Here is an 11,970-nt window from a genome sequence, read left to right as displayed (position 1 = left end):
TACGCTCTTTTTATTTCTATTGGTACTGAATATACAATGGCTTTGGATTAAGCTTGAGAATCTCTTCAGGCGTCATCAGGCGGGAGTTATTGCGGGTGTCGTTCTTGTAGAACACCTTGAAGCCTGTAAACTGTACTGGCTCTTTGGCGATAAAACGGCGGTACGTGTCTCTTTTCAGCGCCGGTGGTCCCCAGCCGTCCATGTGCATGACCACTTGCACCTCCGGTCTTAGTTTGATATCCTGCGAGTTCTGGATCATGCGCTGTGTGAAGCGGTGCACGATGAGCAACTTAGGCGGCAGGTTGTATTCTTTCGCGATGTCAGCGAGCATTTCGGTGGCATAGTTGATGTCCTCGGCGTCAAAGCTTCCGATTTTCTTTCCCGGTACTTCGCCGTCCTTCATCGCAAACTCAGCGTCTATACCTAAATGTACGTTCGGCAGCTTCAGGAACTGAGTTAGGCGGGGGAGTTCCTCAGGGAGGGTGCTGCGGCCAACCTGTACGTCCAGAAACACAATAGCATCGCGTTGTCTGGCCATCTCCAGCACATCCTCGATCATCTTATCAGTCATGCGCAGGCGGTACTTGTCGCCACGGCCGGGGTGCCCCTGTGCCGTCACCACAATGGCATGTAGGGCAGGCTGCACCGGTGTCAGGGAGTCTGCCTTTGTCCAGTTGGCGACCTCCTCATCCAGACGGCGGAGCATTTCATCCACCGGATACTCGCCCAGTATGCCCATGCGCTTTGACAGTGGGTTGCCATAGTAGGCCAAAATGCGCTTGTGCGGCAGGATAGCACCTGGCAGCGGCTCAGGTCCTGGGTATACGGTAGGCGCTTCAGAAGCAGAAGCTGGCGCAGGTGTAACAGTTGGAGTTTGTGCCGCTACGGTGTCGCTAGAAGCGGTGGCAGTGCTGTCAGTTGGTTGAGCCGGCAGTTCGTACTTTTCAGTTGAGGCCGGCAACGTAGCAGAATGGACCTCTTTGTCCTGGGTGCAGGATGCGGAGCCTAGCAGGAGTGTAGCTGCCAGTACTGCCGCAGCAGGTTTTAGGTGTTTTTTTAAGTGATAAGGTGGTAAGTTGTTCAACATGAAGCTTTTGATCGCTTCACGGGTAGTGGGTAAAAAGGAATTCATGGCTGGGTATGGGTATTCGATGTAAATAGTCTATTAAAGTATAGATATTTTGTGAGGAAACAGCGACTAGACTCCCTTTTTTAGTAAAAAACTTACTCATGCGTATAGTGGCGCTTCAACCATTGGCTCAGCCCCTGCAAACCTGGAAAGAGCACCCGCTCGGTGATATTGGCCTGATCCAGTTTGTCGCGTATTTCCCACTTCAGTCCGGCTGGAATGATCACTCTAAAGTACAGTTCCGGATGCTGCTCCAGCCATTGGCTCATGTTTGCCTGCGCTGTTGACATCAGGGAGAACAAAGCGTATTGGTGCACGATGCGGGCGTCTAGTGAAGGCGGCTCCAGGAACACCACATATTCTTTATTCTGCAGCAAAGCCAGTTCCTTTAAGGAAGAGCAAACGGGTTGCAGTATCTCGGGCGTAAATACGTTGGAGCCTTCTTCTTTGATAGCCGTTTGCAGTTTGAGCGGCAAAAAGTCGTTGGCTTTCACATAGTCCACGCACCAGATGGCGCCGTCTTCATGGTAGCTGGAGAGGTTTTGGGTGGCAAAATGCAGGGCCACATAGGGCGAGTAGGTCCAGTCGAGCAGGCGGGTAGGGAGACCGTGGTGCTGTGCCACCGCCAGCCAGTTCCAAACGGAATCACCGGGAGCTGAATTGCTGTGGGCGTACTTTCGGAAGTTTCGCAGAATGTGTGGCTCCAGTTCGTAGTAGCGACTGCCGAGGCGGGTCAGGCTGGTGCTCAGGTCGTACTCTTTGCTCCAACTGCCACGGTATACATGGGAGGAGCGGAATCGCTTGATGTTCTCGTTCCAACTGTGGTCGAACAAGGCCGATTGTACTTCTGCCCAACTGTTTACAATGATGTCTTTTCCGGGTTCCATGTAATCGTTTGCTGTCTTATAATAGCAGGCGGCGGGGTTGCTTCCTATACCTTGTTAGCTGAAAAATGTTGTAGTATGGAGGTAGCAACGCTGATAAATTTTCAACGGCATGCTTCTATACCTATACTTTCATTTAACTATGCTTTTGTATTTTATAGCTACGTATTTGTACTTGATTAATAACATCTGATACTGCATGCCGTAAGTTCTGAAATGTTTTACTCATAAGTCCTATACATCTATGTTTTATCATGATAACAAACTACAGTACAAAGTAAGAGTAGAAAAGCCAAACCCGGCCTTTGCCAATATGCTACAGCAGGCCATTGGTGGCATTGAGGGGGAGATCAGGGTTTGTCTGCAGTACCTGTTCCAGGCCTGGGGTGCCAGGGGACCTGCCAAGTACCGTGACATGCTGCTGGAAACCGGTACAGAAGAAATGGCCCATATCGAAATGCTGGCTACGGCCGTGGCGCTGAACTTGGAGGGCGCTCCTCTCTCTTTGAAAGAGGATATGGCTAAAGATAAGGTAATTGGCGCTGTGATGGGCGGGATGAATCCGCGACACGTGCTTTCCTCAGGTCTCGCTGCAATGGCAGTCGACAGTAACGGGGTTCCCTTTAACGGTTCCTGGGTAGTGGGGAGCGGTAACCTGGCCGCTGATATGTATGCCAATGTAATGGCCGAGTCCACGGGCCGCGTGCTGGCTACTCGCCTATGGGAAGCAACCGACGACCCAGGTATGAAGGACATGCTTGCCTTCCTGATCGCCCGCGATACCATGCACCAGAACCAGTGGCTGGCCGTGTTAGAAGAACTGGGCGGCTTAGAAGGTGTTCACCCAATTCCGAACAGTTTCCCGCAGGCCGAGGAAAACCAGCAATTCAATTACGCTTTTGTGAGCACGGCCATTAACGGGGCGCCACGAGCAGAAGGCCGTTGGTCGCAGGGTACTTCCATGGATGGAAAAGGTGAGTTTAAAATGACCCCGGCAGAGCCACAGGGCGGTGAACCCCAGCTCGGCCCACCAGATCCAAGAGGTCATGCTCAGGTAGAGCAGATAGACGGGAAAGGAGGAATCATCAATAAGATAAAAGGAACGCTTTAAGCCATCAAGGTCCCCATAGAAGAAGGAGCGGGTGCAGGTTTTATACCTGTACCCGCTTCAACTTTTAAAAGAGGTTCATCTGTATACCTGCTCTGGTACAGAAGTGCTTATAGTTGTAAGGTTTCATGCTTCGGCCAGCCATGTAGCGGTTGCGACTCATATGGAAAAGCTTGTTAATAGCTTCGGCGAATTTGCCTTCGCCCCGCATGCGTGTACCAAAGCGACTGTCGTTTAGCTGACCACCGTGGCAGTCGGCTATCTGGTTCAACACCTTATCGGCGCGGTCGGGGAAGGCCTCCCGGATCCAATCTTCGAAGATGGGGCCGATGCTGCCGTTGAGCCGCACGATGGTATAGGCCGCACTGCTGGCACCCGCCTCGGCTGCACTTTTAATGATAGCCGGAATCTCGGAGTCATTGAGCCCAGGTATAATAGGAGCCACCATCACATTGACAGGTATACCTACGTCTGCCAACTGTTTCACCACCTGCAGACGTCTGGCTCCGGTGGCAGTACGGGGCTCCAGTTTCTGGCGCAGCTTCTCGTCCAGCGTCGTAATGCTGATGTTCACATGCACCAGATCTAGCTTATTAAGTGCCTGCAGCAAGTCGAGGTCACGGAGAATCAGGGCATTTTTGGTGATGATGCTGACCGGATGGCGATACTGCAGCAGCACCTCCAGCATACGGCGGGTCAACTGCTTCTTCGCCTCAATGGGCTGGTAGCAGTCGGTGTTGCCAGCCAGCATAATGGGCATTACCTGCCATTTCTGGTTTTCCAGCTGACGAGCCAGCACTTCCGGGGCATTCTCTTTCACGATAATCTTGCGCTCGAAATCCAGTCCGGCGCCATAGCCCCAGTACTGGTGTGAGTTGCGGGCATAGCAGTACACACAGCCATGCTCGCAGCCCTGGTAGGGGTTCATGGAATAGGAGAGCCCCAGGTCCGGACTCTCCACTTTATTCACAATTTTCTTGGGGTGCTCCGCAAAGAACTCCGTTTTAGAGTTAGAAAGCATCGCCTCATCCAGTCCCTCGATGTGCTCGGCTACATATTCCTGTTTCAGGTATGGGTTTGTGGGATTGTACTGTGCGCCGCGTCCTTTCAAAAATTCTTCTGCTTTCATAGTAGCGGTGATTCTCTTGTTAATGATTCTATGATTTCAATTTTGTCATCCTGCTAGGATCCTGGTGACAGATGAAGCAGTCCTCCCTTCAAGCAAGTTTCTTTACAGGGTGACAGGGGATTCGACTTCTTCCTCTGAGTAAGCCAACCTTTTTTTGAGGAGAAGCAGGGTGATTGAACTTGTAAGCGCCTTTACCTAAATCTTAGCTTGTACCGATACATAGCAGGCCTTTTAGCTGGGTGGTATAGCACGGCGATTTCTTCTCGCATTTGAGCTGCCAGGGTCGGGTGGTGCCCTGCGCGGCGCAGGTGACCGTGTCACGGCCTAAGGCGCCGTTCAATTTGTCGAGGGTCTGCATCAGGCGCTGGTGCTTGTCGCGGTCCACAGTGTCGAGCAGGGAAGTCTGCACCTGGTTCTGGGGCCGCAGCTCCGACACGATCACTCCGCTCTTTTTGTAGCGGTAGCCTTCGCGGTAGAGCGCCTGCAGGGCTATGCTGGCGTAGTGTAGCAGTTCGAGGGTGCTGTTGGTGGCCGTAGGCAGCGCAATGGTCTTGCTGTTAAAGTACTGGGCGTCACCCTCCCGGAAGCGGTTTGTCTCCAGGAATACTGTAATAGCGCCTGCACAACTCTGCTGGCGGCGCAGCTTGGCAGCACAGCGCGAAGCATAGTTAGCGGTGGCTTCTTTCAGTTGCGAAAGCTCGGTCACAGGACCACCAAAAGAGCGGGAGGTGCAGATGTGCTGCTTGTTAGGCGCTACCATCTCCAGATCCTGACAGGGTTCGCCGCGTAGCTCCCGCACGGTGCGCAGGCCTACCACGGTCAGGTGTTTCTTCGCAAAGGCATCGGAGGTGTTGCGCAGGTCCAGGGCCGTATGGATGCCAAAAGCTGCCAGCTTGCGGGCGTAGCGTCTGCCCACACCCCACACATCGCCCACCTCAGTGCGTCGCAAAGCTTCCTGTATATGCCGTTCATCGGTCAGCACCAGCACGCCATCCGCCTTCTTCGACTTTTTGGAAAGCCGGTTGGCCAGCTTGGCCAGTGTCTTGGTCGGGGCTACACCCACCGACACCGGTATACCTGTCCAGGTCTTTACGGTATGGCGCATCTCTCCGGCATACTGGTCCAGGTCGCGGCCATAGAAGTTGCCCAAGTCCAGGAAAGCTTCGTCGATAGAGTATACCTCCAGGTTGGGAGTGAACTGCCCGAGTGTCTGCATTACCCGAGCTGACATATCGCCATACAAGGTGTAGTTGCTGCTGAAAACGTGTACGTTATGCTGTTCTATCGTATCCTTTGCTTTAAAGGCTGGTTCTCCCATTTGTATACCCAGCGCCTTGGCTTCGTTGGACCGTGCGATGATGCAACCATCGTTGTTGGAGAGTACCACAATGGGCTTGCCCTCCAGTTTCGGATCGAATACCCGCTCGCAGGAGGCATAAAAGTTATTGCAGTCCACGAGAGCAAAAAGGCTAGTCATGGCCGCCGTTTACCTTGTGAAGCGACCACACCACGACGCCCCAGGGTTTAAAATCCATCTCTTCGGTGATCTCCACAGGCGGGTACAGCTCGTTGGCCGGTTGCAGGTATAGCCGAAGTCCTTTCTGCAAGAGCCGCTTCACGGTGAACTCACCATCCACTACGCCGATGATGATGTGCCCGTGACTGGGCTTCAGGGAGCGGTCTACTACCAGTATGTCGCCGTCGTGCAGGCGGGCATCACGCATGGACTCGCCCCGCACCCGCACCAGGTAGGTGGCGGTGGGGTTGCGGATGAGTACCTGCTGCAGGTTGATCTTGTCTTCCAGGTAATCTTCGGCCGGGGAGGGGAAGCCTGCCGCTACGTAGCTCTGGCTGATAGGTAACTCAAGTAGTTCTGTGGCCCGGAGCGGGAGCAACTCGAGGCTCTCCGGCAGGGTGTTTAGGGTATGTGTTTTTTCCATAGTACTTTCTCTTTTGGTCTCTTTCGCGACACATGCCTCAAATATAGACTTTGCTAATATATTTGGCAATATATACTAAAAAATTTAGTTTTTGGTTCTGCTTCAAGAAGAACCTTGCAAATTGTCTGAAAGCAAAAGCAGAAAGAAAGCAATTCAATGAATACCAAGCTATATACGCCTGGGAGTCTGGCTAAGCTTGTATTTAACAAAGGCGCTGGCAGGCTATACCTGGTGTTATGGCTAGCTGAGAAATTTAAAATGCTGAGGGGGCTTGAAAACTGAGAAACCAGCTTAGTTATACCTATCGTGCAGATTTATATAGCAGTGGTTCAATATTATAATTGGAATACAAAAGTATGGCAATGTGTGTATTATGTATTTATACGGATTCGATTCAGTACAAATTCAATAGCTGGAGAAGCAATAGCTGCGTTAAAAATATGTGGGAATGAATTATACTTTTCCAGCGTGTTTATAAATCCGTTAACTTAAGTATTTAACTATGAAACAAATGAAAGATCTGAGATGGAGGTTGTTGCTGCTATTTGTTCCACTTGCGTTTTTAGTGAGTTGTGATGATGACGATGATAATAGTGATCCGAACCTGGACCGTCTGACAGCACAGGAGTTTGTGCAACGTGCTGCCGTCAGCGATATGTTTGAAATAGAAACCGGCAATATGGCGCTTCAGAAGTCAACTATGCAGGAGGTGCGGGACTTTGCCACAGAAATAGTGGCTGACCATACTGCTTCCAGCCAGGAGCTAATGGCGCTGGCGCAGCAGAAAAACCTGCAGGTGCCCACCGCGCTGCCGCAGGAAAAGCAGGCTATTATAACCCGGCTTAACGGTAAGACAGGAGTAGACTTCGACAAAGACTTTTCGGATGTGCAGGAGGAGGCGCATGAAGACGCGGTAGAACTCTTCGAGCAGGCTGTCGAGGATCTGGAGGATGCCGAATTGCGGGCCTTCGCTCAGAAGATACTGCCTACGCTGCGTATGCACCTAGAACATGCACGTGAACTGGATGATATGACAGATGCACTGTAGCGCTTGCTAATGTTAATTTGTAAAACCTCCTGCCTAATCTGCAGGAGGTTTTTTAATGATTTGTTATTCAGGTTATAGTAAGTCGGTGCATCAATAATAAGTTTAAATCAGGCGTGCCTGTTTTCAACAGGTTTTTCTGAGCGTTAGTTGGTGTGCAATAGCAGTGCCGGGTGCAGATATGCTTTATAGAACAGGGCGAAACATTTTATACCTGTACTAGCACATGATGTAAGGCAAACTCCTATTTTTGAGGAAACGCAATACCATATGATACAACGCAGCACGCGGCTCGATGCGGTTCACTATGAACTGTGTGGCCCTGTATACGAGAAGGCGAAGGAACTGGAGTTGGAGGGGCATCGTATCACGAAGCTGAATATCGGCAATCCGGCTCCCTTCGGCTTTGACGCACCCGAGGAGGTAACCCGAAGCATACTGGACAATCTGCGCCATGCGCAGGGCTACTCCGACCATAAGGGTATCCTGCAGGCCCGCGAAGCTATCAGAAACTACTATGCAGCCAAAGGTATAGCCGGCATCCACACCGACGATATTTCCATTGGCAATGGGGTGAGCGAACTGATCCTGCATGCGGTGCAGGGTTTGCTTAATGAGGGAGACGAAGTGCTGGTGCCTTCACCGGATTACCCGCTCTGGACGGCGGCGGTGCGTTTTTCGGGCGGCAAGGCCGTGCACTACCTCTGCGACGAAGCCTCGGACTGGAACCCTGATCTGAACGATATCAGGAGTAAGATCAACAGCCGCACCAAAGGCATAGTGATCATCAACCCCAACAACCCGACCGGTGCGGTATACGCCCCGGAGCTGCTGCAGGAGCTGGTAGAGCTGGCAGCAGCGCACAACCTGGTGCTGTTCTCAGACGAGATCTATGATAAGATCCTGTACGATGAGGTGGAGTACCGTTCCACGGCCACTTTTTCGGACGAGGTGCTGACAGTGACTTTCAGCGGACTTTCCAAAAACTACCTGGCAGCTGGTTTTCGGGCTGGCTGGATGCTGGTGAGCGGCAACAAAGCCAAAGCCAGAAGCTACATCGACGGGCTAAACACCATGGCCAGCCTGCGGGTATGCAGCAACGTGCCGGCGCAGTTTGCTATACAGGCAGCTCTGGAAGGCTATCAGCACATGCAGGACCTGGTATTGCCAACTGGCAGGCTGCGCCAGCAGCGGGACATCTGTTACGAAAAACTGACCGCTATACCTGGCATCACCTGCGTAAAGCCAAAAGGGGCTTTCTATCTCTTTCCGAAGATCGATGTGAAGAAGTACGCCATAGCCGATGACCAGGCTTTTGTGCTGGACTTTCTGCAGGAGCAGCATGTACTGCTGGTGCAGGGAACTGGCTTTAACTGGCAGCAGCCAGACCATTTCCGCATCGTATACCTACCGGAGCTGCAGGAACTGAGCCAGACCATGGACAAACTGGCCTTGTTCCTGCAAAACTATAAAGGCACAGGCGCAGCTACCCGGAGGCAGCTTATGGAGGCGCTGTAGGTATAGCAAAGTGTTATAAAGCAACAAAGGCTCCCGTTAAAGGAGCCTTTGTTGCTTTATAAGATAATTGTCAGGTATAGAGCTACTCCGCCAGGCAAGCTTCATGCTGATAAGTCTTCAGGTCTTCCAGCAGCGGGATCAGGCGGTCGATGGTCACGTGGTCCATCACCACTACTTTATACCAGTTGGCATCCTGGTGGTTGTCCGGAACGAGGCCATACTTGCCGGCAATGCCTTTGTTCAGGTGCTCACTGCGGATCGTGATGATGTTGGAGTAAGGGTTGCGGTAGTAGGTTATACCTGCCTTGTCGAGCTCAGCAGCAAGCCAGGCGGCACGATTGAGCAGGGTAGTGGTTTTCTCCTCCCAGCCGTAGCGCCCGTAGGTCATCAGGATCATCCAGACAGCAATGGCGTTGGCGCCGGAGCGACTGCCTATCAGCGTAAAGTCCTCGCCCTCCACATAACTCGCCTCCTTGGTATTGGCGTGCTGCATCAAGCCTTTCCGGATCAGGAAGATACCGGTACCGTAAGGTGCCTGCACCATCTTGTGGGCATCCAGCGTGACAGAGGTGATGTATTTATTCTGGAAGTTGAGCGTATTGTTTGGGTTAGTGAAAGGGTAGATGAAGCCACCAAAAGCTGCATCCACATGAATCATAAACTGGCAGTTGTTGGCTTCAAGTGCAGCTGCATATATATCGGCGTTATCCACTGATCCAAACATAGTTGTCATCATGTTGGCCACCACAATAAAGTGGCTTTTCCCCTTGGCTTTCTGAGCGGCGATCACCTCCTGCAGGTGCCTCTCATCAATAGCGCGGGTGTTGTCATCGACCTGTACTGTGGCGATGTCGAGGTCAAATACATTGGCGGCCTTACTCATGGAGTAGTGGCTGTCGCGGGAGCAGAGGATGCAGATGCTGTCGTTGCGCACACCGTCTATGTTGCGGAAGTAGTTGCGGTAGATCCAGATGGCCTGCAGGTTGGCCTCGGTGCCGCCGGCTGCCACATAGCCGTCGCAGCTACCCGGCTCGGCTTTCAGGATTTGCTCGGCGCAGAGACCAATCAACTCACGCTCGATCTGGTGCGTACCTCTGAAAAAGGACTCGGAAGCTCCCAGGGTATGACAGCCGATGTGGTTTGGATTATGAATAAGGGCCGTCAGGAAGGGGGCATCTTTCAAAAAAGGCGCATCCTGGTAAAACACCTTATTATCGAGGTGGGAACCCGGTATACCCAGTATGTTCTCGTCATAGAAATTTACGTTCTCTTCTAAGGCGTTGAACACGATGGTCCGGATTGTCTCTTTATTCAGTTTAGTCCACTGTTGCATACTTGTAAGCGAAATTGATTTTAAAACAGAAGGCAAAACCCATAGAGCCTTCCTGATACTTTTCAAAGGCAAATTTACGACATTAAAAAGACACGCCCTAAGCGAACATCTGTCTACCCTGGCTGTTCAAGCTGCGAGTTACACCCGTCTTGTATCAAAAAAAATGATGAAGATCACTGCCAATCTGATAAAAGTCACTCAAAAAAAGTTGGGAACTGAACTAAACAGTGCTTTACTTTGTGGCGTTAAAGTAATACTATTGTAACAAGTTTTAAACCTATCCATTGAAGAAGAAGCGCTATGGTTACCTTTAAAGAGTTAAAGAATGATCTGCCGGCAGGTATTGTGGTCTTTTTGGTCGCAGTACCGCTTTGCCTTGGAATTGCCATGGCGTCCGGCGCTCCACTGTTTTCCGGTATCATTGCCGGCTTTGTAGGAGGTATAGTCGTAACACTTATCAGCGGTTCGCAGCTGGGGGTAAGTGGTCCGGCGGCAGGCCTGGCCGTGATTGTATTGCATGCCATTGAGGGTCTGGGCAGTTTTGAAGTGTTTCTGTCTGCCGTAGTGCTGGCTGGTGTCATACAGCTGGTACTCGGATTCCTGAAAGCGGGGAGCATTGGGTATTATTTCCCTTCCTCGGTTATTAAGGGGATGCTTTCGGGTATCGGTGTGATCATTATCCTCAAGCAGATTCCGCATGCCTTTGGGTATGATGAAAGCTACGAGGGTAGTCTGCACTTCCTGGAGCCATCTGGCGAAACCACTTTTTCATTAATCTTTAACTCTTTACGTTATATATCACCCGCAGCGGTTATCATCAGTGCGCTTTCCCTGGCTATCCTGATTTTCTGGGATATGGTATTGTCTAAGAAAGGCAAAATTTTCCAGATCATACAGGGTCCGCTCGTGGTGGTGGTGTTGGGTATTGTGCTGAACCTGGTGTTCCTGAACGCCTTCCCGGAGATGGCCTTGCGCGCTAACCACCTGGTAGAACTACCGGTGGCAACGAGTGTGGGCGGCTTCTTTCAGCAGTTTACCGCGCCTGACTTCAGCCGTATCCTCACTTACGAGGTGTTAATGTTGGCGGGCACACTTGCAGTCGTAGCCAGCCTTGAAACCCTGCTTTGCCTGGAGGCGACCGATAAACTGGACCCACAGAAGCGTATCAGCCCGGCTAACCGCGAGTTGAAGGCGCAGGGCGTCGGTAACATCGTATCGGGGCTGATCGGTGGTCTGCCTGTTACGCAGGTGATCGTGCGCAGCTCAGCCAACATTCAGTCAGGTGGCCGTACCAAGCTTTCGGCCCTTATTCACGGTGTGCTGATCCTGGCCAGCGTAATTGCTATACCTGGTCTGCTCAACCTGATACCGCTTGCCTCACTGGCCGCTATTCTGTTTGTGGTGGGGTATAAGCTGGCCAAGCCGGCCCTGTTCAAAGCCATGTACCGTGGTGGCCTGAGCCAGTTTCTGCCATTTGTAGTAACCGTGCTGGCCATCGTGTTCACTGACCTGCTCACAGGTATAGGCATTGGTATGGTAGTGGGTATCTTCTTTATCCTCAAAAACAGCTACCACGTGTCACACACCGTAGTGAAGGAGAAATCACAGGCAGGCAGAGAGAAGTACCGCATTGTGCTGGCAGAGGAAGTGACTTTCCTGAACAAGGGCAATATCCTGGAGGAACTTCGCAGAGTGCCGGAAGGCGCTGAACTGGAAATAGACATGTCCCGCTCGGCCGTGGTAGACCCGGATGTGATCGAACTGATCGAGAACTACAAAGAGACCGCCCGTAGCAATAACATTAAACTTACCATAAAACAGACGGCTGAAGATGAAAAGCTGGAGTACGAGGGTATGAAGTTTTAACGAGTCATCATTTTACTA

Annotated in this window: 10 protein-coding genes; 4 read left to right on the top strand and 6 right to left on the bottom strand. The window is 51.6% G+C overall.

The features are described from left to right. Positions 1-16: 16 nt before the first annotated feature. Together I0P70_RS18035 and I0P70_RS18030 are read right to left on the bottom strand one after the other, a co-directional pair. On the bottom strand, positions 17-1,132 hold the full coding sequence (locus tag I0P70_RS18035; RefSeq protein WP_196120556.1) for a hypothetical protein: 1,116 nt from the start codon (positions 1,130-1,132) through the stop codon (positions 17-19). 92 nt (positions 1,133-1,224) lie between these two features. Then, complete coding sequence (locus I0P70_RS18030) at positions 1,225-2,016, bottom strand: FRG domain-containing protein (protein WP_196120555.1); 792 nt, start codon at positions 2,014-2,016, stop codon at positions 1,225-1,227. A 241-nt stretch (positions 2,017-2,257) separates the two neighbouring features. Here I0P70_RS18030 and I0P70_RS18025 point away from each other — a divergent pair, with 241 nt between their 5' ends. After that, positions 2,258-3,124 carry a manganese catalase family protein gene (locus tag I0P70_RS18025; protein WP_196120554.1) on the top strand — a complete coding sequence of 289 codons (867 nt, stop codon included), beginning with the start codon at positions 2,258-2,260 and terminating at the stop codon, positions 3,122-3,124. A 64-nt stretch (positions 3,125-3,188) separates the two neighbouring features. Here the strand turns inward: I0P70_RS18025 and I0P70_RS18020 are convergent, their stop codons facing one another. The 3 genes from I0P70_RS18020 to I0P70_RS18010 form a co-directional block, all read right to left on the bottom strand. Then, positions 3,189-4,250: a PA0069 family radical SAM protein gene (locus I0P70_RS18020; RefSeq protein ID WP_196120553.1), complete on the bottom strand. Its 1,062-nt coding sequence runs from the start codon at positions 4,248-4,250 to the stop codon at positions 3,189-3,191. Positions 4,251-4,452: 202 nt separating this feature from the next. Further along, positions 4,453-5,727 (bottom strand): Y-family DNA polymerase, encoded by a 1,275-nt coding sequence (locus tag I0P70_RS18015; RefSeq protein ID WP_196120552.1) that lies wholly within the window; start codon positions 5,725-5,727, stop codon positions 4,453-4,455. Further along, the gene (locus I0P70_RS18010) at positions 5,720-6,190 is read right to left on the bottom strand and encodes a LexA family transcriptional regulator (RefSeq protein ID WP_007661021.1); all 471 of its coding nucleotides are present in this window, start codon (positions 6,188-6,190) and stop codon (positions 5,720-5,722) included. Before I0P70_RS18010 ends, I0P70_RS18015 begins: the two co-directional genes overlap by 8 nt. A gap of 502 nt (positions 6,191-6,692) precedes the next feature. Between I0P70_RS18010 and I0P70_RS18005 the strand changes: the two genes are divergently transcribed. Then, on the top strand, positions 6,693-7,238 hold the full coding sequence (locus tag I0P70_RS18005) for a DUF4142 domain-containing protein (protein WP_196120551.1): 546 nt from the start codon (positions 6,693-6,695) through the stop codon (positions 7,236-7,238). Between the two features lie 267 nt (positions 7,239-7,505). Beyond that, positions 7,506-8,753: a pyridoxal phosphate-dependent aminotransferase gene (locus I0P70_RS18000; RefSeq protein ID WP_196120550.1), complete on the top strand. Its 1,248-nt coding sequence runs from the start codon at positions 7,506-7,508 to the stop codon at positions 8,751-8,753. Positions 8,754-8,835: 82 nt separating this feature from the next. Here I0P70_RS18000 and I0P70_RS17995 read toward each other — a convergent pair whose 3' ends face one another. Then, a complete protein-coding gene (locus I0P70_RS17995; protein WP_196120549.1) occupies positions 8,836-10,086 on the bottom strand; it encodes a pyridoxal-dependent decarboxylase in 1,251 nt (416 codons plus the stop codon). Positions 10,087-10,386: 300 nt separating this feature from the next. Here I0P70_RS17995 and I0P70_RS17990 point away from each other — a divergent pair, with 300 nt between their 5' ends. Continuing rightward, positions 10,387-11,952 (top strand): SulP family inorganic anion transporter, encoded by a 1,566-nt coding sequence (locus tag I0P70_RS17990; protein WP_196120548.1) that lies wholly within the window; start codon positions 10,387-10,389, stop codon positions 11,950-11,952. Positions 11,953-11,970: the final 18 nt, after the last annotated feature.

Origin of the sequence: Pontibacter sp. FD36 (assembly GCF_015686655.1) — a bacterium.
In the GTDB taxonomy this organism is placed as follows: Bacteria; Bacteroidota; Bacteroidia; order Cytophagales; family Hymenobacteraceae; genus Pontibacter.
This window is presented reverse-complemented; position numbering and strand designations above follow the sequence as displayed.